19 protein-coding genes and 1 pseudogene are annotated in these 23,782 nt (G+C 70.6%); 16 read left to right on the forward strand and 4 right to left on the reverse strand.

Annotated features, from left to right (window positions below; all coding sequences use genetic code 11):
- Window positions 1-2: 2 nt before the first annotated feature.
- Together ASG96_RS09355 and ASG96_RS09360 are read right to left on the reverse strand one after the other, a co-directional pair.
- Window positions 3-995 (reverse strand): GNAT family N-acetyltransferase, encoded by a 993-nt coding sequence (locus ASG96_RS09355; protein WP_057587792.1) that lies wholly within the window; start codon window positions 993-995, stop codon window positions 3-5.
- Window positions 992-1,675: a GNAT family N-acetyltransferase gene (locus ASG96_RS09360; RefSeq protein WP_057587793.1), complete on the reverse strand. Its 684-nt coding sequence runs from the start codon at window positions 1,673-1,675 to the stop codon at window positions 992-994. Before ASG96_RS09360 ends, ASG96_RS09355 begins: the two co-directional genes overlap by 4 nt.
- Window positions 1,676-1,999: 324 nt before the next feature.
- Between ASG96_RS09360 and ASG96_RS09365 the strand changes: the two genes are divergently transcribed.
- Genes ASG96_RS09365 through ilvC form a run of 3 tightly spaced genes read left to right on the forward strand, consistent with a single transcriptional unit; the run spans window position 2,000 to window position 5,469 of the window.
- On the forward strand, window positions 2,000-3,868 hold the full coding sequence (locus tag ASG96_RS09365) for an acetolactate synthase large subunit (protein WP_057587794.1): 1,869 nt from the start codon (window positions 2,000-2,002) through the stop codon (window positions 3,866-3,868).
- A gap of 2 nt (window positions 3,869-3,870) precedes the next feature.
- A complete protein-coding gene (gene ilvN, locus ASG96_RS09370; RefSeq protein WP_056753659.1) occupies window positions 3,871-4,383 on the forward strand; it encodes an acetolactate synthase small subunit in 513 nt (170 codons plus the stop codon).
- Between the two features lie 57 nt (window positions 4,384-4,440).
- On the forward strand, window positions 4,441-5,469 hold the full coding sequence (gene ilvC / locus ASG96_RS09375) for a ketol-acid reductoisomerase (protein ID WP_056753662.1): 1,029 nt from the start codon (window positions 4,441-4,443) through the stop codon (window positions 5,467-5,469).
- A 73-nt stretch (window positions 5,470-5,542) separates the two neighbouring features.
- Here ilvC and ASG96_RS09380 read toward each other — a convergent pair whose 3' ends face one another.
- Window positions 5,543-6,307: an SDR family oxidoreductase gene (locus ASG96_RS09380; RefSeq protein ID WP_056753665.1), complete on the reverse strand. Its 765-nt coding sequence runs from the start codon at window positions 6,305-6,307 to the stop codon at window positions 5,543-5,545.
- 304 nt (window positions 6,308-6,611) lie between these two features.
- Here ASG96_RS09380 and serA point away from each other — a divergent pair, with 304 nt between their 5' ends.
- Entirely contained in the window at window positions 6,612-8,195 is a 1,584-nt protein-coding gene (gene serA, locus ASG96_RS09385; RefSeq protein ID WP_056753667.1) for a phosphoglycerate dehydrogenase, read from the forward strand.
- A 39-nt stretch (window positions 8,196-8,234) separates the two neighbouring features.
- Here serA and ASG96_RS09390 read toward each other — a convergent pair whose 3' ends face one another.
- Entirely contained in the window at window positions 8,235-9,524 is a 1,290-nt protein-coding gene (locus ASG96_RS09390) for an AI-2E family transporter (RefSeq protein WP_057587795.1), read from the reverse strand.
- 304 nt (window positions 9,525-9,828) lie between these two features.
- Here ASG96_RS09390 and ASG96_RS09395 point away from each other — a divergent pair, with 304 nt between their 5' ends.
- The 12 genes and pseudogenes from ASG96_RS09395 (at window position 9,829) to ASG96_RS09450 (ending at window position 23,537) form a co-directional block, all read left to right on the forward strand.
- The gene (locus tag ASG96_RS09395; RefSeq protein ID WP_081633825.1) at window positions 9,829-9,909 is read left to right on the forward strand and encodes a 3-isopropylmalate dehydrogenase; all 81 of its coding nucleotides are present in this window, start codon (window positions 9,829-9,831) and stop codon (window positions 9,907-9,909) included.
- 142 nt (window positions 9,910-10,051) lie between these two features.
- Complete coding sequence (locus ASG96_RS09400; RefSeq protein WP_056753673.1) at window positions 10,052-11,116, forward strand: 3-isopropylmalate dehydrogenase; 1,065 nt, start codon at window positions 10,052-10,054, stop codon at window positions 11,114-11,116.
- A 130-nt stretch (window positions 11,117-11,246) separates the two neighbouring features.
- Complete coding sequence (locus ASG96_RS09405; protein WP_056753676.1) at window positions 11,247-12,344, forward strand: branched-chain amino acid aminotransferase; 1,098 nt, start codon at window positions 11,247-11,249, stop codon at window positions 12,342-12,344.
- A gap of 18 nt (window positions 12,345-12,362) precedes the next feature.
- A pseudogene (locus tag ASG96_RS09410) lies at window positions 12,363-13,180 on the forward strand (HAD family hydrolase).
- Window positions 13,181-13,373: 193 nt separating this feature from the next.
- Complete coding sequence (locus ASG96_RS09415; protein ID WP_056754674.1) at window positions 13,374-14,966, forward strand: amino acid permease; 1,593 nt, start codon at window positions 13,374-13,376, stop codon at window positions 14,964-14,966.
- Between the two features lie 98 nt (window positions 14,967-15,064).
- Window positions 15,065-15,919 (forward strand): choline kinase family protein, encoded by an 855-nt coding sequence (locus tag ASG96_RS09420; RefSeq protein ID WP_235506425.1) that lies wholly within the window; start codon window positions 15,065-15,067, stop codon window positions 15,917-15,919.
- The gene (locus ASG96_RS09425) at window positions 15,916-18,408 is read left to right on the forward strand and encodes an FAD-dependent oxidoreductase (protein WP_057587796.1); all 2,493 of its coding nucleotides are present in this window, start codon (window positions 15,916-15,918) and stop codon (window positions 18,406-18,408) included. Before ASG96_RS09420 ends, ASG96_RS09425 begins: the two co-directional genes overlap by 4 nt.
- Window positions 18,409-18,439: 31 nt before the next feature.
- Window positions 18,440-19,168 (forward strand): FadR/GntR family transcriptional regulator, encoded by a 729-nt coding sequence (locus tag ASG96_RS09430; RefSeq protein WP_255358548.1) that lies wholly within the window; start codon window positions 18,440-18,442, stop codon window positions 19,166-19,168.
- 19 nt (window positions 19,169-19,187) lie between these two features.
- A complete protein-coding gene (locus ASG96_RS09435) occupies window positions 19,188-20,555 on the forward strand; it encodes a glutamine synthetase family protein (protein WP_057587797.1) in 1,368 nt (455 codons plus the stop codon).
- Window positions 20,552-21,925, forward strand: a complete 1,374-nt coding sequence (locus tag ASG96_RS09440) for an aldehyde dehydrogenase (protein ID WP_056753690.1) — start codon at window positions 20,552-20,554, stop codon at window positions 21,923-21,925. The genes ASG96_RS09435 and ASG96_RS09440 overlap by 4 nt, the downstream gene beginning before the upstream one ends.
- Window positions 21,926-21,990: 65 nt before the next feature.
- On the forward strand, window positions 21,991-22,758 hold the full coding sequence (locus ASG96_RS09445) for a 3-oxoacyl-ACP reductase (RefSeq protein WP_057587798.1): 768 nt from the start codon (window positions 21,991-21,993) through the stop codon (window positions 22,756-22,758).
- 47 nt (window positions 22,759-22,805) lie between these two features.
- Window positions 22,806-23,537 carry a gamma-glutamyl-gamma-aminobutyrate hydrolase family protein gene (locus ASG96_RS09450; protein ID WP_056753695.1) on the forward strand — a complete coding sequence of 244 codons (732 nt, stop codon included), beginning with the start codon at window positions 22,806-22,808 and terminating at the stop codon, window positions 23,535-23,537.
- Window positions 23,538-23,782: the final 245 nt, after the last annotated feature.

The following is a 23,782-nucleotide window of genomic DNA, read 5'->3' on the forward strand; positions in this document are numbered from 1 at the left end:
CCTCAGGCCTCGTCGGCCACCGGTCCCGGCGTCACGTCGGCCGCCCAGTGGCGCCACACCGACGTGACCTGCATGCCGACCTTCTCATAGAGACCGAGTGCGCCGGTGCGGGAGTCGGTCGACAGCTCGGAGCGCTCACCACCGTGGGTCCGGGCGACCTCGAAGGCGTCGACGAGCAGGGCCCGGGCCAGCCCCTTGCCGCGTTCGTCTCGCCGCACCGCGAGCTTGTCGACGTAGGCGCACCCGTTCGAGACGACGACGAAGGCCATGCCGACGACGTCGTCGGAGGCGTCGACCATGAGCCGCAGCTGCCACGGCTCGTAGCCGGGTCGACGCGAGACGTTGGCGGTCCACTCCTCGAAGGTCGCGCGCTCGCGATCGGACCACTCGAGGAAGGCGTCCTCGTTGACGGTCCACGTGGCGCGGAGGTCGTCCTCGTCGCGCGGCTCGCGGACGGCATACCCGTCCGGAACGGGCTGCGGCTCGATCGCCTGCCCGGCCGGCAGCTCGAGGACCCACGAGGTCCACAGCGTGCGGTAGCCGAGCGACGAGAGCAGGTGCTCGCCGGGGGAGTCGCCGGGGACCGGCTGGCCGACGATCGTGCCGCCGTCGCGGGCACCGACGGTGCGGGTCCAGCGCGACAGCGCGGTCCCGATGCCCAGCCCGCGGTGGGCCGGGTCGACCGCCGCGTCCGCCCAGCGCCCCTTGTAGACCTCGGCGTACGCGACGAGGCGCTCCCCGTCGACGACGCCGATCGACTGCGTGGCGAGGTCGAACGCCGGTCGCTGCCAGTCGCCGACGATGTCGGCCTCCTCGATGAGGACCTCACCCACGTCGTGTTGCTCGCACGCCGCCATGAGCCGCGTGACCGCGGGCGCGTCCTCCCGCGTCAACGGGCGGCTCCTCAGGGTCGCCGCCGTCCGGGGCAGGTGCAGCTCCACCGGTGCGTGCGGACCCGTCCGGGTGGTCGGGTCGCTCGAGGTGTCGGTGCTCATGAGGTCTCCTCGGGGGAAGGGGTGTCGGTGTCGAGGCCGATGGCGCGTCGGAAGGCCGGCAGGCCCTCGACCGTGACGGGGTGCTCGCCGCGGACGAGGTCGTCGGGTCGCAGCACCAGCTGCTGGTTGACGGCCAGCTCGCCCTGGCGTCGGCGCAGCCGGGTCTGCCCGCCGAGGTGGTAGCCGACCTTGCGGCTCACGGCCAGTGAGGCCGGGTTGTCGGTGAAGGCGCCGGACGTGACCTCCTCGGCGTCGAGGTGGTCGAAGGCGAGTGCGCAGATCGCCCGGCGCATGGCGGTGCCGATGCCCCGGCCCTGGTGGGCCATCCCCAGCCAGGAGCCGGTCTCGCCCGTACGGGTGACGAGGTAGTCGCGCGTCGAGAACCCCTGCGTCCCGACGAGCGTGCCCTCGTGCCACACGCCGAGGTTGAGGTCCCAGGAGGCGGGGGAGAAGTCCGCCCGGCAGCGCCAGTGGTACTGCGCGACCTGGCGCCGCAGCGCCTCGGGCTCGGCGTCGGTCCACGGGTGGTAGAAGGGCATCCGGTCTTCGGCGTGGATACCTGCGGCGGCGAGGTCGGCGAGCGCCCCGAGGTCGTCGTCCCCGAGGCCCCGCAGCTCGACCGGTCCCGCGACGACCCGCAGGCCGAGAGCGGGCAGGAGGTCGGCAACGGTGCTCGTCATGCCGGTCAGTGTCCCGAGCCGCCCGCGCCGACGACAACCGACTTTCGCGCGCGGGTGCCGGCAGGGAGGCGCGACACCGCGGGGTGACAGTGGGTGAGATCACGAGGTCACATGTTGAGACGCCCGAGATGGTCGATTGACACCGCTGGGGCTTGGTAGGACGGTTGTCACGTGGCCCGACTCCTCGTACTTCCCTAGCGCGCCGACCAGCTCGAACGGTCAGCGCGCTCCCTTCCGTCCCACCGCGGGACCGAAGGGTTTTTTTGTGGGTTGAGTCAGGCCGAACCGGCATCACCACGCAGTGCTCGAGACAAGGAAGAGATCGTGAGCGACACGACGAAGCAGGCGCCCTCGCCCGCCGACGTGGCCTCCCTGGCCCGTCCCCGACCCGCGGCGGAGGCCAAGCCCGTCGAGCCCGTCGGGCCCGTCACGCCGGCCCGTGAGGTCACCGGGGCGCAGGCGCTCGTCCTCTCCCTCGAGGCCATCGGCTGCGACACCGTCTTCGGCATCCCCGGTGGTGCGATCCTCCCGGCCTACGACCCGATGCTCGACTCCAAGAAGGTCCGCCACATCCTCGTGCGCCACGAGCAGGGCGCCGGCCACGCGGCCGAGGGGTATGCGTCGGCGACCGGCAAGGTCGGGGTCTGCATGGCGACCTCGGGCCCCGGCGCGACGAACCTCGTGACCCCGCTCGCCGACGCGCACATGGACTCCGTGCCCGTCGTCGCGATCACCGGGCAGGTCGCCAGTGCCGCCATCGGCACCGACGCCTTCCAGGAGGCCGACATCCGAGGCATCACGATGCCGATCACGAAGCACAACTACCTCGTGACCGACCCGGCCAAGATCCCGCAGGCCATCGCCGAGGCGTTCCACATCGCGAGCACCGGCCGCCCGGGTCCCGTCCTCGTCGACATCAGCAAGGACGCGCTCCAGGCGACGACGACCTTCAGCTGGCCGCCGCAGATCGACCTGCCCGGCTACCGCCCGGTGCTGCGCCCGCACGGCAAGCAGATCCGCGAGGCCTCCCGCCTCATGGCCGCGGCCAAGCGGCCCATCCTCTACGTCGGCGGTGGGGTCGTCCGGGCCCGCGCGAGCGAGGCCCTGCGCCGCCTGGTCGAGCTCACGGGCATCCCCGTCGTCACGACCCTCATGGCGCGGGGCACGGTGCCCGACAGCGAGCCGCTCAACCTCGGCATGCCCGGCATGCACGGCACGGTCGCCGCGGTGACTGGCCTGCAGAAGTCCGACCTCCTCATCACGCTCGGGGCGCGCTTCGACGACCGGGTCACCGGCCAGCTGTCGACCTTCGCCCCGGAGGCCAAGGTGATCCACGCCGACATCGACCCGGCCGAGATCTCCAAGAACCGCATCGCCGACGTGCCGATCGTCGGTGACGTGGGCGAGGTCATCAAGGACCTCATCGAGCAGGTGACGCTCGACCGCGCCACCGCCGACGCCGGCCCCGACGCATGGGACTACGCCGCCTGGCGCGAGCGGGTCGCCGACTGGAAACAGACGTTCCCGCTCGGCTGGACCGACAGCGAGGACGGCACGCTCTCGCCGCAGTACGTCATCGAGCGCATCGGCGCGCTCACGGGTCCCGAGGCGACCTACGTCGCGGGTGTCGGCCAGCACCAGATGTGGGCCGCGCAGTTCATCAAGTACGAGCGCCCGAACGCGTGGATCAACTCCGGTGGTCTCGGCACGATGGGCTTCTCGGTCCCGGCAGCCATGGGCGCCAAGGTCGCCGAGCCCGAGCGCACCGTCTGGGCCATCGACGGCGACGGCTGCTTCCAGATGACCAACCAGGAGCTCGCGACCTGCGTCATCAACAACATCCCGATCAAGGTCGCGATCATCAACAACAGCTCGCTCGGCATGGTGCGGCAGTGGCAGACGCTCTTCTACAACGAGCGCTACTCCAACACCGACCTCCAGCCGATGAACCAGCGCGTGCCCGACTTCGTCAAGCTCGCCGACGCGTACGGCTGTCTCGGCCTGCGCGCCGAGACGCCCGAGGAGGTCGACGCCGTCATCAAGCAGGCGCTCGAGACCAACGACCGTCCCGTCGTCATCGACTTCATCGTGCACCGGGACGCCATGGTGTGGCCGATGGTGCCGGCAGGCGTCAGCAACGACATGATCCAGGCCGCCCGCCACGAGGCGCCGGTCTGGGAGCGGGAGGACTGATCATGAGCAAGCACACCCTGTCGGTCCTCGTCGAGGACAAGCCCGGCGTCCTGACGCGGGTCGCGGCCCTCTTCTCCCGTCGCGGCTTCAACATCAACTCCCTCGCCGTCGGCCCGACCGAGCTGCCCGACATCTCGCGCATCACGGTCGTCGTCGAGGTCGAGGGCGCGGCCCTCGAGCAGGTGACGAAGCAGCTCAACAAGCTCATCGAGGTGCTCAAGGTCGTCGAGCTCGACCCGCACGCCTCGGTGCAGCGCGAGATCCTCCTCGTCAAGGTCCGCGCCGACCCGGCCACCCGCAGCCAGGTCATCGACACGATCCAGCTGTTCAAGGCCAAGGTCGTCGACGTGACCACCGATGCGATCGTCATCGAGGCGACGGGCACCTCCGACAAGCTCCGTGCCCTGCTCGACGTGCTCGAGCCGTTCGGGATCAAGGAACTCGTCCAGTCCGGCATGGTCGCCGTCGGCCGTGGCTCACGCTCGATCACCGACCGCAGCCTGCGCAGCGCCTGACGCCCGCGACACCACCACCAGACCCACCGCACACCGCAACCGAAGGAGAAGGCCACCATGGCCGAGATGTTCTACGACGACGACGCCGACCTGTCGATCATCCAGGGCAAGAAGGTCGCCGTCATCGGCTACGGCAGCCAGGGCCACGCCCACGCACTCAACCTGCGCGACTCCGGCGTCGACGTCCGCGTCGGCCTCGCCGAGGGCAGCAAGAGCAAGGCCAAGGCCGAGGCCGAGGGCCTGACGGTCACGTCGGTCGCCGACGCCGTCAAGGAGGCCGACCTCGTCGTCATCCTCACTCCCGACCAGGTGCAGCGGACCGTCTACGCCAACGACATCCAGCCCAACCTCAAGGACGGCGCGGCCCTCCTCTTCGGCCACGGCTTCAACATCCGCTTCGGCTACATCAAGCCCGAGGCCGACGCCGACGTGCTCATGGTCGCCCCCAAGGGTCCCGGCCACATCGTGCGCCGCGAGTTCGCCGACGGCCGTGGGGTGCCCGTGCTCCTCGCCGTCGAGCAGGACGCGTCGGGCACCGCGTGGGACCTCGCCAAGGCGTACGGCAAGGCGATCGGTGGCCTGCGTGCCGGTGGCATCAGGACGACGTTCACCGAGGAGACCGAGACCGACCTCTTCGGTGAGCAGGCCGTCCTCTGCGGCGGTGCGAGCCAGCTCGTCATGTACGGCTTCGAGACGCTCGTCGAGGCGGGCTACCAGCCCGAGGTCGCCTACTTCGAGTGCCTCCACGAGCTCAAGCTCATCGTCGACCTCATGATCGAGGGCGGCATCGCCAAGCAGCGCTGGTCGGTCTCCGACACGGCGGAGTACGGCGACTACGTCTCGGGTCCGCGCGTCATCGACCCGCACGTCAAGGAGAACATGAAGGCCGTCCTCGGCGACATCCAGAACGGCACCTTCGCCAAGCGCTTCATCGACGACCAGGACGCCGGCGCACCGGAGTTCAAGCAGCTGCGCGAGAAGGGTGCCCAGCACCCCATCGAGGGCACGGGCCGCGAGCTGCGCAAGCTCATGGCCTGGGTCAAGCAGACCGACTCCGACTACGTCGAGGGCAGCGCGGCGCGCTGACCCGACCTCACGGCCCGACGGCCGGCGTCCCGTTCGTGGGGACGCCGGCCGTTCGCGTCGACGCCGACGGCCCTCAGCGGCCGCTCAGGCGGTCCGGCTGCGTGGACAGCCAGGCGGCGAAGGTGGGGCCGCCGGTCTGGGCGTCACCCGGGAAGGGAACGTTGCGACGCTCGGCGAACGCCCGGAGCACGCCGCCGATGGCGGGGAGGCGCACCACTCTCGGGGCGGAGGCGCCCCGGTGCGCGCGCAGCAGGGTCGCGAGCTCACCCACGGTCAGCACGTCGGGGCCGGCGACGTCCGTCGCCCTGGCGTATGCCGTCGGGCGCGCTCCCGATGCGAGGTCGGCGAGGCGTCCGGCGACGAAGTCCGTGTCGACCGGCTGGAAGGCCGTGTCACCGATCGTCACGGTGATCGGTCCGGTGCTCAGCGTGCGGGCGAAGAAGGCTGCGAGGGAATGGAACTGGGTGGCGCGCAGGACCGTCGCGGGGCCGCCGGCCGCCTCGATGCCCTGCTCGGCGCGCAGCTTGCGTCGGTAGTAGGCCATCGGGTGGTCGTCGATGCCGACGATCGAGATGTGCACGAGGTGCACCCCTCGGTCGGCGGCCGCGTCGGCAAGCCGTCGCGTCCCGTAGACCGTGACGGTGTCCCCGCGCGACGTGTCGTCGGCACAGTGCACGACGGCGTCGGCGCCCGAGAGGGCGGCGTCGAGTCCGTCACCGGTGGTCAGGTCCACCCCGGTCCGCCGGCTCACCGGCACCGCCTGGTGCCCGCGAGCCGTGAGCTCGCGGACGACCCGGGACCCGAGGTCGCCGGCGCCCCCCGTCACGATGATGCGCATGACCCCACCCTGACGTGCCGCCCGGGCAGCACGCAACGCTCCGGCGGTCCGGGATCCCGTCGGGTCGCCCCGGGCGGCACCGCCAACCCGGCGGGACGCGCGCCGGGACGGTCCGGCATACGGGATCGACGTTCCAGCCACTGATACGGCGACCGGGCTCGACCTGTTGTTCACATGTTGGTTACATGTCGTGATTCTACGAGTGCGACGGCCTAGACTCGCCGACGGCACATCGCGGTGCCGCCGACGGCCCGCGCCCCCTGTCGTGCGTGTGGGCCCCGCCCCGTCCGGAAGGGATTCCCTTGTGAGCAAGCCCGTCGTTCTCATCGCCGAAGAGCTGTCACCAGCCACGATCGAGGCGCTGGGACCCGACTTCGAGGTCCGTTCGGTCGACGGGGCCAACCGCGACGAGCTGCTCCCGGCGCTCGCCGACGTCGACGCGATCCTCATCCGTTCGGCCACGAAGATGGACGCCGAGGCGATCGCCGCCGCGAAGCACCTCAAGGTCATCGCCCGGGCCGGTGTCGGCCTCGACAACGTCGACGTCCAGTCGGCCACGCAGGCCGGCGTCATGGTCGTCAACGCACCGACCTCCAACATCACGTCGGCGGCCGAGCTCGCCGTGGCCCTGCTCCTCGCGACGGCGCGCAACATCGCCCCGGCCAACCAGGCCCTCAAGGGCGGAGCATGGAAGCGCAGCACGTACTCCGGCGTCGAGCTGCTCGACAAGACCGTCGGCGTCGTCGGCCTCGGCCGCATCGGCGCCCTCGTCGCCGAGCGGCTCAAGGGGTTCGGCATGAAGATCGTCGCCTACGACCCCTATGCGTCGCCCGCCAAGGCCGGTCAGCTCGGCGCCCAGCTCGTCGGCCTCGACGAGCTGCTCGCCCAGTCCGACTTCATCACCATCCATCTGCCGAAGACGCCCGAGACGCTGGGTCTCATCGGTGAGGAGGCGCTCGCGAAGGTCAAGCCGTCGGTACGCATCGTCAACGCCGCGCGCGGGGGCATCGTCGACGAGGCCGCCCTCGCGCGGGCCATCGCCGAGGGTCGCGTGGCCGGCGCCGGCATCGACGTCTTCGCCACCGAGCCGACCACCGAGTCGCCGCTCTTCGAGCACGAGTCCGTCGTCGTCACGCCGCACCTCGGCGCGTCGACCGACGAGGCCCAGGAGAAGGCGGGCATCGCCGTGGCCAGGTCGGTGCGCCTCGCCCTCGGTGGCGAGCTCGTCCCCGATGCCGTCAACGTCAGCAGCGGCTTCATCGCCGAGGAGGTCCGCCCGGGCATCCCGCTCGTCGAGAAGCTCGGTCGCATCTTCACGGCCGTGTCCGGCAGCGTGCCGGCCCAGCTCGACGTCGACGTCCGCGGCGAGATCACGGCCCACGACGTCAGCGTGTGGAAGCTCGTCGCCCTCAAGGGCCTGTTCACCGACGTCGTCGAGGACCCCGTGACCTATGTCAACGCCCCCGTCCTCGCCGAGCAGCGCGGGTGTGTCGTGCGCCTCGTCACCGACCCCGACTCCGGCGACTTCCGCAACGTCACGACGCTGCGCGGCACCCTCGCCGACGGCTCGGTCGTCTCGGTCTCGGGCACGCTGACCGGCCCGAAGATGGTCGAGAAGCTCGTCGGCGTCAACGGCTACGACCTCGAGGTCCCGCTCTCGGACCACATGCTCGTCTTCGAGTACTCCGACCGTCCGGGCGTCATCGGCGCCGTCGGCCGCATCCTCGGCGACGCCGGTATCAACATCGGCGGCATGCAGGTCTCGCGTCAGGACGACCGGGCCATCGGCGTGCTCAACGTCGACAGCGCCGTCCCTGCCGCACTGGCGGCCGAGCTCTCGGAGGTCATCGAGGCCAAGACCTTCTCGGTCATCGGCCTGCAGGACTGAGCCACGGCCGCCGGCCGCGCCGGCGCGAGGTGGGGGCGGTCAGCTGCGGCGCGCGGCGTCCGTGTCGTCGGCGGGCTCGTCGTCGTCCTCGTCGTCCTCGTCGTCCTCGTCGGCGGCCTCGAGGCCCGCGAGCTCGGGGACGAGCTCGTGGCGCTTGCTGAAGGTGTCGACGATGGCGAGCGCGACCGCGGCGATCGGGATGCCGATGAGGGCGCCGATCGGCCCGAAGAGGGCGGCACCGGCGATGACCGACCCGAGCGCGACGGCCGGGTGCACGTCCATGGTGCGGCGGCTGATGCGTGGGGTGAAGACGTAGTTCTCGAGCTGCTGGTAGACGGTCGCGAAGGCGGCGATCCACACGGCGTTGATCGGCTTGTCGAGGAGGGCGAAGAGGGCCGGCAGCGCCACGCCGATGTACGTGCCGATCGTCGGGATGAACTGGCCGACGATGCCGGCGAAGATGCCGAGGGGCAGCCAGAACGGCACGTCGATGAACCAGAAGAACGCGACGTGGAAGACGGCCGAGAGCGAGGCCAGGACGAGCTTGGAGACGACGTAGCCGCCGGTCTTCTCCACCGAGATCGTCCACACGGTGATGAACACGCGCTGGTAGCGCTGGGGCAGCCACGACCCGATGGTCTGGCGCAGCCGCGGGCTGTCGGCGGAGAAGTAGTAGGCGAAGACGAGGATCGTCAGGGCGTCGAAGAGGAAGGTGATGACCGAGCCGAAGATCCCGATGATGCCGCCGCCGTACTTGCCCGCCAGCTCGCCGAGCTTGTCGGGGGTCAGGCTCACCGCTTTCTGGATCTGCTCGATGTCGAACTGCGTGCCGAACGTGGAGTTGATCCGGTCGATGGCCGAGGTGATCGCCGAGGGGAGCTGCGACCCGAGCTGGGAGAGCTGCGAGACGAAGACCTGGCCGAAGAGCTCGGCGAGGCCGGCGAAGAGCAGGAGCATCCCCAGCATCGTCAGCCCGGTGGCGAGCCCGCGCTTCATGCCGCGCTTGCTCAGCCACAGCACGACCGGCTCCATCGCGATCGACAGCAGCCAGGCGAGCAGCAGCAGGAAGAGGAAGCTGCCCATCGCGTGGAAGGCCCACGTCGCCACGGAGAGCAGCACGATCGCGACGAAGACCGTGACGATGATGCGGCGGGCGTTGCCGGGCGTTATCGCGATCCACCGCGCCCCGTCGTCGAAGGGCACCCCGGGCACGGCGTGGCTGGTGTGCCGGGCGCGCGAGGCGGCGGCCCGGTGGTCCGGGTGTTCGGCGTGGTGGCGAGCGGTGCTGCCGGAGGGGGCGGCCGTCGCGTCGGGGTGGTCGGCGCTCACGCGGCGAGCCTACGGCCACGGGCAGGACGAGCGGGGGATGCGCGACACGATCCGCGGGGGTGGTCCGGACGAATGGCGGACACCGCGTCTCATCCAGTGGAAACCCCCTTTACCGATGGGTAGCCCGGCGTACCGTGAAACGCATGACGCGGCAGGTCGTACTTATTCCCAGCCGCGGCGAGTCCAGGTAGTCAGCACCTCGCCGCGGAGATCCCGCGCACCCTCCTGCTGACCGGTTCGCCCACCCGGGCTGGAGCCACCTGAGACCACCCAGACGCACGCAACTCGAAAGAACGTGATCACCATGAGCGAAGACGCCAAGGCCGCCCGTCAGGCCCTGCAGGAGTCGATGGACCTGCGCGACCAGGGTCACACCGAGGACTGAGCTCCACCAGTCCATGTGAGTTCCCTTGGGCCGCAACGCGACTCATGACGATGGCCCTTGCCGAACCGGCAGGGGCCTTCGTCATGCGTTCAACAAATGAGACGTAGATTCCACATCACAAGACGAGTTCTAGGCTGACGGCATGGCACAGACGCTGGTCAAGGACGCGTACTCCATCGCCGTGATCGGCGGGGACGGCATCGGTCCCGAGGTGGTCGCCGAAGGTCTCAAGGTCCTCGAGGCGGTCACAGGTCAGGGCGGTCCGTCGTTCGCGACGACCGAGTACGACCTCGGTGCCCGCCGCTGGCACGCCACCGGGGAGACGCTGCCCGACTCGGTCCTGGAGGAGCTGCGCGGCCACGACGCGATCCTCCTCGGCGCCATCGGCGACCCGACCGTCCCGAGCGGGGTCCTCGAGCGGGGCGTGCTGCTGCCGCTGCGCTTCGCCCTCGACCACTACGTCAACCTGCGCCCGGCCAAGCTCTTCCCCGGGGTCTCGAGCCCGCTGGACGTCGCGCGAGTCGCGCCACACGGCATCGACTTCGTCGTCGTCCGCGAGGGCACCGAGGGGCCTTACACCGGCAACGGCGGCGCCCTCCGCGTCGGCACACCGGCAGAGATCGCGACCGAGGTCAGCGTCAACACCCGCTACGGCGTCGAGCGCGTCGTCCGCGATGCCTTCGCCCGCGCCCAGGCCCGACCGCGTCGCCACCTGACTCTCGTGCACAAGCACAACGTCCTCACGTATGCCGGGCACCTCTGGCGCCGCACCGTCGAGGAGGTCGGTGCCGAGTTCCCCGACGTCGAGACCGCCTACCAGCACGTCGACGCAGCGACGATCTTCATGGCGACCGACCCCGGGCGCTTCGACGTCATCGTCACCGACAACCTCTTCGGAGACATCCTCACCGACATCGCCGCCGCCATCGCCGGCGGGATCGGGCTCGCCGCGTCGGGCAACATCAACCCGGCTCGCACGACCCCGAGCATGTTCGAACCCGTCCACGGCTCGGCCCCGGACATCGCGGGCCAGTCCAAGGCCGACCCGACCGCGGCCATCCTCTCGGTCGGCATGCTGCTCGCCCACCTCGGCCTCGACGCAGAGGCCGCCCGCGTGGACGCCGCCGTCGCCGCCGACCTGGCCGAGCGAGGCGCCGCCGCCCGCAGCACCACGGCCGTCGGTGACGCGGTCGTCTCGCGCCTCTGACGGGGGCGCCCGGGCCGGCCGGAAGGCAAACCTGCGCCTCCCCGTCGGGGAGGGGCCACTTCTGCGTCTCACGATGTGGGCGATAGCCTGACATTCGGATCACCGCTGATTTTGCTCCTGGAGGTTTGTCATGACCCAGCTGTCCTTCGAGGTGACGCGCCGCGACGACGCCACGTCGCCCGAGCGCATCGCCGAGATCCTCGAGAACCCCGGCTTCGGCAAGACCTTCACCGACCACATGGTCGTCGCCACCTGGACCGCCGACGGCGGCTGGGGCGACGCGCAGGTCCGCCCCTACGGTCCCTTCCAGCTCGACCCGGCCGCGGCGGTGCTCCACTACGCCCAGGAGATCTTCGAGGGCATGAAGGCCTACCGTCACGCCGACGGCTCGATCTGGACCTTCCGCCCTCAGGCCAACGCGGCCCGCTTCGCCCGCTCGGCCCGCCGTCTCGCGCTGCCCGAGCTGCCCGAGGCCGACTTCATCGAGTCCCTGCGCCAGCTCGTCGGCGTCGACCAGGCCTGGGTGCCGGCCGGCGACGCGGGGGAGAAGAGCCTCTACCTGCGCCCCTTCATGTTCGCCTCGGAGGCCTTCCTCGGCGTGCGACCGGCCCAGCAGGTCACGTACTCGGTCATCGCCTCCCCGGCCGGCGCGTACTTCTCCGGTGGCCTCAAGCCCGTCACCCTCTGGATCTCGACCGACTACGCCCGTGCTGGTGAGGGTGGCACCGGAGCCGCCAAGTGCGGCGGCAACTACGCCAGCTCGCTCGCCGGCCAGCTCGAGGGCATCGAGCACGGCTGCGACCAGGCCGTCTTCCTCGACTCCTCGACCCAGACGTACATCGAGGAGCTCGGGGGCATGAACCTCTTCCTCGTCACCAAGGACGGGCGCATCATCACGCCCGAGCTCACCGGGACGATCCTCGAGGGCGTCACCCGCAGCTCGATCCTCGAGATCGCCAAGGAGCTCGACCTCGAGCCCGAGGAGCGGCGCATCCCGATCGAGGAGTGGAAGGAGGGCGCGGCGAGCGGCGACATCGTCGAGATCTTCGCGTGCGGCACGGCTGCCGTCGTCACCCCGGTCGGCGAGCTGCGCTGGGAAGGCGGTTCCGTCGACCACCGGCGCGACGGCCACGAGGACCGCTACGCCGAGGCCGTCCGCGCCAAGCTCCTCGACATCCAGTACGGCCGGACCGAGGACTCCCACGGCTGGCTGACCCAGCTCGTCTGAGCAGCAGGAGCGGCGTTCGTGCATGACAGCCCGGTCCGGAGGCCGCGGCTCGTCGCCACGGACCTCGACGGGACGCTCCTGCGCTCCGACGGCGCGATCTCCCCGCGGACGCGTGCCGCGCTGCGCGACGTCGAGTCCGCCGGCATCGGCGTCGTCTTCGTCACGGCACGTCCACCGCGGTGGCTCGACCCGCTCGCCGACGCCGTCGGCGGTGACGGCACCGTCATCAGTGCCAACGGCGCCTTCGACTACGACGTGCGCACGCGCACCGTCATCGCGTCCTACCCGCTCGAGCGAGCGCTGCTGCTCGAGATCGTCGCGGACCTGCGGGCCGCCGTGCCGGGCATCGGTTTCAGCGCCGAGCTCCGCGACGGTGTGCACACCGAGCCGAACTACCCGGAGCTGCACCCGCGCTGGGTGCCGGCCGACCTCGTGCCCGCGCCCATCGACGACCTGCCGCCGGAGGCCGTGGTCGGCAAGCTGCTCGCCCGCACCGATCACCTGCCCGAGGAGGAGGTGATCCCGCGGGTGGCCGAGGTGCTCGGTGACCGCGCCCTCGTGCAGCACTCGGGCACCGGCGGCCTCGCCGAGATCTCGGCCCCGGGCGTGACCAAGGCGGCGGGACTCGTGCGGTGGTGCGGCCTGCCGACATCCGGGCCGAGGACGTGTGGGCCTTCGGAGACATGCCCAACGACATCCCGATGCTCGAGTGGGCCGGAGTCGGGTGGGCCGTCGCGAACGCCCACCCCGACGTCCGCGCGGCGGCGACACGCACGTGTGCGTCCAACGACGAGGACGGAGTCGCGCGGACCCTGGAGTGGGCCCTCGGTCTCTGACGCCTCGACGTCTCCCGCGCCAGGGTCTGCTGTCCGAATGGTCTGTTGTGGCTCCTTTGGGGCGGTCACCGCTGTGAAACGCGTCGGAAATGCGCCTGTCCCAGCACAGAAGAGGTCGTTCCGAAGTCTGTTCGGTCGCCATGCGCGGCGCTAGCATCGGTCCAACTTCATACCGAAGATGGGAGTGCAGGGCATGGCTCAGGCAACTGGTCTCTCCGACGACGAACGCCGCCTGGCGGAACTCGGCTACAAGCAGGAGCTCGACCGTTCGTGGTCGGGTTTCTCGAACTTCGCGATCTCCTTCTCCATCATCTCGATCCTCGCCGGGTGCTTCACGACGTTCGGCCAGGGCTTCAACAACGGCGGCCCGATCGCGATCTCGTGGGGCTGGCCGATCGTGGCCGCCTTCATCCTCGTCATCGGTCTGACGATGTCCGAGCTCGTCTCGGCCTACCCCACCTCGGGCGGCATCTACTGGTGGGCCAGCAAGATGGGCGGCGCACGCGCCGGCTTCTTCACCGGATGGCTCAACCTCATCGGCCTCGTCGCCGTCACGGCGTCCGTCGCCTACGGCTGTGCGACCTTCATCGACCTGGCCCTCAGCACGTGGTCCAAGGGATATGCCGACGGCTACTCGCTGACGCGTGTCTTCTGGATCTTCCTCGTCGTGCTCGTCGCGGCCGCGGTCCTCAACATCTTCAGCGGCCACCTCATGGCGATCATGAACAACGTCTCGGTGTGGTGGCACGTCGTCGGCGCCGCGGCGATCATCCTCATCCTCATCGTCGTGCCCGACAACCACCAGAGCTTCTCCTACGTCTTCACCGAGAGGTTCAACAACTCCGGCTACGCCGACGGCTCGACGAGCTCACCGACGTACTGGCTCCTCGTCGTCCCGTTCGGTCTGCTGCTGACGCAGTACACGATCACCGGCTTCGACGCCTCCGCGCACCTGTCGGAGGAGACGGCCGCCGCGTCGAAGGCTGCGGCACAAGGGATCTGGCGTTCGATCTTCTATTCCGCCATCGGCGGCTGGATCTTGTTGCTCTGCTTCCTCTTCGCCGTTCCGGACGGCGCGGACGGCGAGCCCGACAACGCCGGCGTGGGCGGCGGGGGAGTGGCCTACATCTTCACGCACGCGATGGACTCGAAGTGGGCGGCGGCGATCCTCACGATCTCCGCGGTCGGGCAGTTCTTCTGCTCGACGTCGTGCATGACGAGTGCCTCGCGCATGACGTTCGCCTTCAGTCGCGATGGCGCCGTGCCGGGCTCTCGCCTGTGGTCGACGCTGACCGGCGCGAAGGTACCGGCCAACGCGGTCATGCTCGTCGGCGTGGTGAGCGCGATCATCACGCTGCCTGCCCTCGTCGAGGTCAACGTGGGCACCGAGGAGGCCCCGCTCATCGTGCCCACGGCCTTCTACGCCGTCGTCTCGGTGGCCGTCATCGGCCTCTACCTGGCGTTCCTCATCCCGATCTGGCTGCGCTGGAAGATGGGCGACGACTTCGTGCCCGGGTCGTGGACCAACGGATCCAAGTACAAGTGGATGAACCTCGTCGCCGTCATCGAGATCGCGATCATCTCGGTCTACTTCATCCTGCCGTTCGTGCCGGGTGGTGTGCCCTTCAGCGAGGGCTTCGAGTGGAAGTTCGTCAACTACGCGCCGATCCTCACGCTGGGGTCTCTCCTCGTGCTCGGCGTGTGGTGGCAGATCTCGGCCCGCCACTGGTTCAAGGGTCCGAAGACCAACATCGACCCCGAGGTCGTCGACGCGTTCAGCGAGTGACGACGAAGCCGCGGGCACGGCCTGGCCCCGCTCCCGGCCCGGCCGACCAGCTCGCCACCGCCCTCGCTCGGCTGTCTCACGCCGGACAGCCGAGCGAGGTGACGGAACTGCCCGGTGGGCTCACCAACCACAACTACCGGGTGCGATCGGGCGACCTCGACGTCGTCGTGCGCGTCTCGTCCCCGACGAGCGCCCTCCTCGCCGTCGACCACGAGCACGAGTGGCTCAACTCGATCGCGGCGGCGCAGGCCGGCGTGGGTGCGCCGGTCGTCGACTACGTCCCCGGAGAGGGGATCCTCGTCGTCGGGTTCCTCCCGGGGCGCACGTACGCCGCCGCGGACGTGGGTGCCAACCTGCGCCGCATCGCGGCGTCCCTGCGGCGGTTGCACGCCGGCCCGCGGTTCGCCTCGCGCTTCGACATGTTCGACATCCAGCGGTCGTATGCCGCCATCGTCCGTGAGCGGCGACTGCGGGTCCCCGAGGGGTACTGGCTGCTGGACAGCGCGGCGGGGCGCGTCGAGCAGGCCTTGCGGGTCCATCCGGACCCGCTCGTGCCGTGCCACAACGACCTGCTCGCCGCGAACTTCCTCGACGACGGCGGTGACGTCCGGATCATCGACTACGAGTACTCCGGCACCAACGAGGCCGCGTTCGAGCTCGGCAACCTCGTGGGCGAGTCGCGGCTCGGGCACGACCACCTCGTCGAGCTCGTGGAGGCCTACCACGGCCGTGTCAGTGACCGGTTGCTCGCGCGGGCCGAGCTCTGGGGGCTCGCCGGCCAGTACGCCTGGACCCTCTGGGGCGCCATCCAGCACGGGGTGTCCGACCTCGACGCCGACTTCTGGGCGTTCACGACGGAGCGCTTCGAGCCCGCCGCGGCCCTGCTGACGAGCCGTCGTCTCGACGATCTCCTCGACGCCGGCGCGGGTGACGACCCGGGAGCGCGGCGATGACCCAGATCCCTTCTCGCGCAGAGATCGTCGTCATCGGCGGCGGTGTGATCGGCGCCAGCGTCGCCTACCACCTGGCCCATCTCGGCCGCACCGACGTGCTGCTCCTCGAGCAGGGGAGCCTCTCGTGCGGCACGACGTGGCACGCCGCCGGACTCGTCGGGCAGCTGCGGGCGAGCGAGGCCGGCACCCGCCTGGTCCAGTACTCGACCGACCTCTACTCGCGCCTCGAGGCGGAGACCGGGCTCGGCACCGGCTACCGGGTCTGCGGCGGCCTGACCGTGGCCCGCACGGCGGAGCGCATGGTCGCGCTGCGGCGCACGGCGGCCAGTGCGGCGGCATACGACCTGGACTGCGAGCTGCTGACGCCCGAGCAGGCCCGGGAGCGCTACCCGCTCATCCGGGTCGACGACCTCGTCGGGGCCATCTGGCTCCCGGGTGACGGCAAGGCGAACCCGACCGACCTGACCCAGGCCCTCGCCAAGGGGGCACGGCAGCTCGGGGTGCGCATCGCCGAACAGGTCCGCGTCACCGGCGTCCTGACGCGCGACGGCCGCGCCGCCGGTGTGCGCACCGACCACGACGACGTCGAGGCCGACGTCGTCGTCAACTGCGCCGGTCAGTGGGCCCGGGCCGTCGGCGCGATGGCCGGGGTCAACGTCCCGTTGCACTCGGCGGAGCACTTCTACGTCGTGACCGAGCCGGTCGAGGGAGTCCACCGCGACCTGCCGGTGCTGCGGGATCCTGACGGGTACACCTACGTCAAGGAGGAGGTCGGTGGCCTCCTCGTCGGCGGTTTCGAGCCCGCTGCGAAGCCGTGGGTGTCGCCCGACAGCATCCCCTACCCCTTCGAGTTCGCGCTGCTCGACGAGGACTGGGAGCACTTCGAGGTGCTCATGGAGAGTGCGGTCCACCGACTCCCGGTGCTCGCCGAGACGGGGATCCGCAAGTTCTACAACGGTCCCGAGAGCTTCACGCCCGACAACCAGTTCGTCATCGGGGAGGCGCCGGAGCTGCCGGGCTTCTTCGTCGGTGCGGGCTTCAACTCGGTGGGGATCGCGACTGCGGGAGGAGCCGGCCGGGCCCTGGCCGAGTGGGTCGTCGAGGGGCGTCCGACCCTGGACCTCATCGGTGCCGACATCCGGCGCTTCTCGCCGCTCGCCGGCAACGACGCCTGGCTCCGAGAGCGGGTCGTCGAGATGCTCGGCCTGCACTACGCCGTGCCCTGGCCGAACCGCGAGCCCGAGACGGGGCGCCCGCAGCGGCTCTCGCCGCTGCACGACAGGATCGTCGCGCAAGGCGCCGTCCTCGGCACCCGCAACCACTGGGAACGGGCCAACGTCTTTGCGCCCCAGGGTGACTCGCCAGCGATCGACTACTCGTGGGAGCGGCCGACCTGGGTCGACTGGTGCGTCGCGGAGCAGCGGGCGACGCGCGAGGCGGTCGCCGTCTTCGACCAGACGTCCTTCTCGAAGTACGTCGTCGTCGGCGCGGACGCCGAGAGTGCGCTGCAGTGGATCTGCACCGCCGACGTCGCCGTGCCGGTGGGCCGGACCGTCTACACCGGGATGCTCAACGAGGGCGGCACCTACGAGTCGGACGTCACCGTGACGCGCACCGGAGAGCGGGAGTTCCTCGTCGTCAGCAGCGCGGCGACCACCGTGCGTGACCTCGACTGGATGAGGCGTCACGTGCCCGTCGGTGTCGATGCCAGCGTCGTCGACGTCACGAGCGCGTATGCCGTCCTGGGCGTCATGGGACCGCGCTCGGCCGACCTGCTGTCCACGGTGTCGGACGACCCCTTCGACGACGGGTCGTTCCCGTTCGGAACGAGCCGCGAGGTGCGTCTCGGGTCGGCTCTCGTGCGGGCCACGCGCATCACGTACGTCGGCGAGCTCGGCTGGGAGCTCTACGTGCCCACCGAGCTCGCGGCCGGCGTGTACGACGAGCTCTTCCGGGCCGGGGCCGACCTCGGCATCCGGGCCGCCGGCTACTACGCCATCGAGGCGATGCGGCTCGAGAAGGGCTACCGCGCGTTCGGGCGCGAGCTGACGACCGAGACCGGCCCGGTGGCGGCGGGGCTGACCTTCGCCTGCAAGCTCGCCACGGACGTCGACTTCCTCGGACGCACGGCCGTCGAGGCCGCCCGGGCCGTGACCCCGCCGCGACGTGTCGTGTCGTTCGTCGTGGGGGACCCGACGGCATACCCGTGGGGTGGTGAGCTCGTGCTGCGAGACGGGCGGCCCGTGGGCCAGGTGACGAGCGCTGCCTGGGGTGCCACCGTCGGGGCCGGCGTCGGGCTGGCGCTCGTGGGTGACCGGCAGGCGGGCGAGGCGACGGGCGAGTGGGTACGCACGGGGGAGTGGACGGTCGACGTGGCAGGGGATCGCCACCCCCTCACGGTCGGCCTCCGACCGCCGCTCGACCCGCACGGGCTACGACTCGGCCGGGCGGCGTCCGACACGCACTTTGGTTCTTTCTCAGACCATTGACGAGGTGGAGGTGACGGTATTGGATCGACACGTGAGCGCAGCCGAACGACAGCCGTCCCTGCCGGACGTCGTGCTGCGCCCCGCGTCCGGCAACGTCTTCGAGGGCACCGTCGAGCAGCTCGCCACCGCCATCCGGCTCGGGGTCTTCGCCCGAGGTGAGCAGCTGCCCCCCGAGCGTGAGCTGGCCGAACGTCTCGGCGTCAGTCGCAACACCCTGCGCGAGGCCATCGCCGCGTTGCGGGACTCGGGGCTGGTGTTGACCCGACGCGGTCGTGGCGGCGGCACCTGGGTCACCGATGCGGCCGAGCTCCCGTCGAGCACGACCGGAGCGTTCGTGCGCAGCGGCGCGGCGATGCGCGACGCGTTGACCTTCCGCCGCGTGGTCGAGCCCGGCGCCGCCTGGCTCGCCGCCACGCAGCCGCTCGCCGGTGACCAGCGGGCCTGGCTCACCGACTGCCTCGCCGAGGTGGACCAGGCCCTCGACGCTGCCGCGCACCGCGTCGCCGACTCCCGACTGCACCTGGCGGTCGCGACGCTCTCGGGCTCGCCGATGCTGATCGACGCCGTCACACGGTCGCAGGCGGCCCTGCACGACATGCTCATGGCGATCCCGGTGCTCCGGCGCAACATCGAGCACTCCAACGCCCAGCACGACCAGATCGTCGGGGCCATCCTCGGCGGGAACGCGGAACGAGCCAGGGCGGTCATGGAGGAGCACTGCGATGCCACCTCCGCACTGCTCCGCGGCCTCATCGGCTGAGACGACAGGAAGGCACGACATGGCGCCCACACCCACGCTCACGCTCGACCGGCTCCGCGAGGAGATCGAGTCGGGCGACATCGACACCGTCGTCGTCGCCTTCACCGACATGCAGGGCCGCCTGCAGGGCAAGCGCCTCCACGGCCACTACTTCCTCGACCACGTGCTCGAGGACGGCACCGAGGGCTGCAACTACCTGCTGGCCGTCGACGTCGACATGAATACCGTCGACGGCTACGCCATCTCCTCGTGGGAGCGCGGCTACGGCGACATGTTCTTCGACCTCGACCTCGACACGCTGCGCCGCACTCCCGGCAGTCCTCACTCCGCGACCGTGCAGTGCGACCTCACGTGGCTCGACGGCAGCGGCGCCGTCGCGCAGTCGCCCCGGTCGGTGCTCAAGGCGCAGGTCGACCGGGCCGCGGACCTCGGGATGGCGGCGCACTGCGGCACCGAGCTCGAGTTCATCGTCTTCCAGGAGTCCTACGAGCAGGCGTGGGACGCGAACTACACCGGCCTGACGCCGGCGAACCGCTACAACGTCGACTACTCGATCCTCGGTGGCGACCGCGTCGAGCCGCTGCTGCGCGAGATCCGCAACGAGATGTATGCCGCGGGCGCCGTCGTCGAGAGCGCCAAGGGCGAGTGCAACTACGGCCAGCACGAGATCGGCTTCCTGTTCGACGAGGCGGTGCGCACGTGCGACAACCACGTCGTCTACCGCAACGCCGCCAAGGAGATCGCGGCCCACCACGGGCAGTCGCTGACCTTCATGGCCAAGTTCGACCAGCGCGAGGGCAGCTCGTGCCACATCCATCTGTCGCTGCGCGGCCTCGACGGCGAGACCGTCTTCGTCGACGACGACCGTGAGCACGGGCACAGCGCGATGTTCGAGCACTTCCTCGCCGGCATCCTCGCGACGCAGCGCGAGCTGACGTACTTCTACGCACCGAACATCAACTCCTACAAGCGTTTCGCGTCGGCGAGCTTCGCCCCGACCGCGGTCGCCTGGGGGCGTGACAACCGCACCTGCGCGCTGCGCGTCGTCGGTCACGGCGCCGGCCTGCGGGTCGAGAACCGTGTCGGTGGCGGCGACCTCAACCCCTACCTCGCCGTCGCGGCCATGCTCGCCGGTGGGCTGCACGGCATCGAGAACGAGCTCGAGCTGGAGCCGGCCCTCGAGGGCAACGCGTACACGTCGGACAAGCCGCGCGTGCCGACGACCCTGCAGGAGGCGCGGGACCTGCTCGCCGGGTCGACCGTGGCCCGGGCGGCCTTCGGGGACGAGGTCGTCGACCACTACGTCAACGCCGCCGACGTCGAGATCACGGCCTTCAACGCCGCCGTCACCGACTGGGAGCGCAGGAGAGGATTCGAGCGACTGTGACCACCACGCACGACGTCATCAACCCGGCGACCGAGGAGGTCGTCCGCACCGTCGAACTGGCCTCGCTCGAGCAGACCGACGCCGCCATCGCCGGGGCGTCGGCCGCGAGCCCCGCCTGGCGGGCCGTGAGCCCGGCCGACCGCTCGCTCCTGCTGCGCCGCTTCTCCGACCTCGTCGGCGAGCACCAGGAGGAGCTCGCCCTGCTCGAGGTCGAGAACGCCGGGCACACCATCGGCAACGCGCGCTGGGAGGCGGGCAACGTCCGCGACGTGCTCGCGTACTACTCCGGGGCCCCCGAGCGGCACTTCGGCCGACAGATCCCGGTCGCGGGCGGCATCGACGTGACGTTCCGCGAGCCGCTCGGCGTCGTCGGCATCATCGTCCCGTGGAACTTCCCCATGCCGATCGCCGGCTGGGGCTTCGCGCCGGCCCTGGCCGCCGGCAACACGGTCGTCCTGAAGCCTGCCGAGCTGACGCCGCTCACCGCCGTCCGGCTCGGCGAGCTGGCCCTCGAGGCCGGGATCCCCGAGGGTGTCTTCACCGTGGTCCCCGGCAAGGGCACGGTCGTCGGCGAGCGGTTCGTCACGCACCCCGACGTGCGCAAGGTCTGCTTCACCGGATCGACGGCGGTCGGCCAGCGGATCATGAGGGGCGCCGCCGACCAGGTCAAGCGCGTCACCCTGGAGCTCGGCGGCAAGAGCGCCAACATCGTCTTCGCCGACTCCGACCTGGAGCTGGCCGCCGCGCGGGCCCCCTACGGGGTCTTCGACAACGCGGGCCAGGACTGCTGCGCCCGCAGCCGCATCCTCGTCGAGCGCACGGTCTTCGACACCTTCATGGAGCACTTCGAGACCGCGGTGCGCGGCGTCGTCGTCACCGACCCCCGTGACGAGGCCGCGGAGATGGGTCCGCTCATCAGCGCCGGCCAGCGCGACACCGTGCGCTCCTACGTCGAGGACGCCACCGAGGACGTCGACGTCGCCTTCCGGGGAGACGCCCCCGACGGCAGCGGCTACTGGTACCCCGCCACCGTCGTCCTGCCGCGCTCGACGACCGACCGGGTCTGGCAGGAGGAGGTCTTCGGGCCGGTCGTCGCGGTCATGCCGTTCGACGACGAGGCCGACGCGGTCGCCAAGGCCAACGACACGGCATACGGTCTCTCGGGGTCCATCTGGACCCGCGACATCGGCCGGGGCCTCCGGGTCGCGCGCGGGGTCGAGGCCGGCAACCTCTCGGTGAACTCCCACAGCAGCGTGCGCTACTCGACCCCGTTCGGCGGGTTCAAGCAGAGCGGGATCGGGCGCGAGCTGGGCCCCGACGCGCTCGATGCGTTCTCCGAGGTCAAGAACGTCTTCATCTCGACCGACTGAACGGCAGACCGGCCGGCGGTCGACCCACTCATCACGCAGATCCACTTGGTTGGAAGGACATCCACATGGCAGGCAGGCTCGACGGCAAGGTTGCGGTCATCACGGGCGGATGCTCGGGCATCGGTCTCGCAACCGTGCGGCGTTTCGCCGAGGAAGGCGCCAGGGTCGTCATCGGCGACCTCGACGAGGTGAACGGCACCCGCATCGCCGAGGAGGTGGGCGGCACCTTCGTGCGCGTCGACGTCGTGAGCAAGGAGGACGTCGACACGCTCTTCCGCACGGCCAAGGAGACGTACGGCTCGGTCGACATCGCCTTCAACAACGCCGGCATCAGCCCGCCCGAGGACGACTCCATCCTCGACACCGACCTCGACGCCTGGCGCAAGGTGCAGGAGGTCAACCTCACGTCGGTCTACCTCTGCTGCAAGGCCGCCCTGCCCTACATGCTCGAACAGGGCAAGGGCTCGATCATCAACACGGCCTCGTTCGTCGCCGTCATGGGCGCCGCCACGTCGCAGATCTCCTACAGCGCGAGCAAGGGCGGCGTGCTCTCGATGTCCCGCGAGCTCGGCGTGCAGTTCGCCCGCGAGGGGGTCCGCGTCAACGCCCTGTGCCCGGGCCCGGTCAACACGCCGCTGCTCCGGGAGCTCTTCGCCAAGGACGAGGAGCGCGCCGCACGGCGCCTCGTGCACGTGCCGATGGGCCGCTTCGGCGAGCCGGAGGAGATGGCCAACGCCGTGCTCTTCCTCGCCTCCGACGAGTCGAGCTTCGTCACCGCCTCGACCTTCCTCGTCGACGGCGGGATCTCGGGCGCCTATGTCACGCCGCTCTGAGAGGCACTGAGAGAGACTTGTCGGAGGCTGCGTAGGAGGTCGTCGTCATGGGTCGTCCGGTCATCGGGATCACCGCATACGTCGAGCGGGCCTCGTGGGGCCGCTGGGTCGACGTGCCCGGGACGCTCGTGCCGCACCGCTACGTCCGGCAGGTGGAGGACGCGGGCGGGATCGCGGTCGTCATCCCGCCGCGCCCCGACGCCGACGACGGGACCGCCATCGAGATCGTCGAGCGCCTCGACGGCGTCATCCTCGCCGGCGGCGTCGACGTGGCACCCGAGCTGTACGCCGACGAGCGGCACTCCTCGGTGCAGGCGTCGCGACCCGACCGGGACTCGACCGAGCTCGCGATCGCGCGGGCGACCGCCCTGGTGGACGTGCCGCTCCTGGGCATCTGCCGGGGCATGCAGGTCATGGCGGTCGGGGCGGGCGGTCTGCTCGAGCAGCACGTCCCCGACCGCGTCGGCCACCACGACCACTCGCCCGCGCCCGCGACGTACGGCATCCACCCCGTGCGCACCGTCGCGGGGACCCGGCTGGCCGCGATCCTGGGCGAGGAGGCCGACGTGCCGAGCTACCACCACCAGTCGGTCCTGACCCACCCGGGCTACGAGGCGTCCGCCTGGGCCGACGACGGCACGCTGGAGGCGATGGAGGACCCGAGCGCCTTCTTCCGGCTCGCGGTCCAGTGGCACCCGGAGGTCGGCACCGACCTGCGGCTCTTCCGGGCCCTGGTCGAGGCCGCCGTCGTCACCCGGCAGCGGCGCCCGTCACCCTGACGGCCGGGTGCCCTGGTGCCCTCCGGGTGAGACACCCGGTCCACGATCCGGACGTGGTGTTTCGCCGATGTTTCGCGAGCCCTACCGTGAGCGTGTGATGAAGCGACCCGTGCCCACCGGCACCCTCATTATCGAATAGCGCGACGAGCACCCCTCGTCGCGCAGACCTCCCAACCCTGGGGGGTCTTTTTGTTTCCCGAACCACCCCGACGGAGACACCGCGAAGGCCACCACCCCGGCTGCCG

It is taken from the genome of Terrabacter sp. Soil810 (assembly GCF_001429645.1).
Classification (GTDB): Bacteria; Actinomycetota; Actinomycetes; order Actinomycetales; family Dermatophilaceae; genus Terrabacter.

Coding starts and splice junctions, on each gene's coding strand:
- ASG96_RS09355 (WP_057587792.1), bottom strand. CDS start 995: ATGAGCACCGACACCTCGAGCGACCCGACCACCCGGACGGGTCCGCAC.
- ASG96_RS09360 (WP_057587793.1), bottom strand. CDS start 1,675: ATGACGAGCACCGTTGCCGACCTCCTGCCCGCTCTCGGCCTGCGGGTC.
- ilvN (WP_056753659.1), top strand. CDS start 3,871: ATGAGCAAGCACACCCTGTCGGTCCTCGTCGAGGACAAGCCCGGCGTC.
- ilvC (WP_056753662.1), top strand. CDS start 4,441: ATGGCCGAGATGTTCTACGACGACGACGCCGACCTGTCGATCATCCAG.
- ASG96_RS09380 (WP_056753665.1), bottom strand. CDS start 6,307: ATGCGCATCATCGTGACGGGGGGCGCCGGCGACCTCGGGTCCCGGGTC.
- ASG96_RS09395 (WP_081633825.1), top strand. CDS start 9,829: ATGAGCGAAGACGCCAAGGCCGCCCGTCAGGCCCTGCAGGAGTCGATG.
- ASG96_RS09400 (WP_056753673.1), top strand. CDS start 10,052: ATGGCACAGACGCTGGTCAAGGACGCGTACTCCATCGCCGTGATCGGC.
- ASG96_RS09405 (WP_056753676.1), top strand. CDS start 11,247: ATGACCCAGCTGTCCTTCGAGGTGACGCGCCGCGACGACGCCACGTCG.
- ASG96_RS09415 (WP_056754674.1), top strand. CDS start 13,374: ATGGCTCAGGCAACTGGTCTCTCCGACGACGAACGCCGCCTGGCGGAA.
- ASG96_RS09425 (WP_057587796.1), top strand. CDS start 15,916: ATGACCCAGATCCCTTCTCGCGCAGAGATCGTCGTCATCGGCGGCGGT.
- ASG96_RS09435 (WP_057587797.1), top strand. CDS start 19,188: ATGGCGCCCACACCCACGCTCACGCTCGACCGGCTCCGCGAGGAGATC.
- ASG96_RS09445 (WP_057587798.1), top strand. CDS start 21,991: ATGGCAGGCAGGCTCGACGGCAAGGTTGCGGTCATCACGGGCGGATGC.
- ASG96_RS09450 (WP_056753695.1), top strand. CDS start 22,806: ATGGGTCGTCCGGTCATCGGGATCACCGCATACGTCGAGCGGGCCTCG.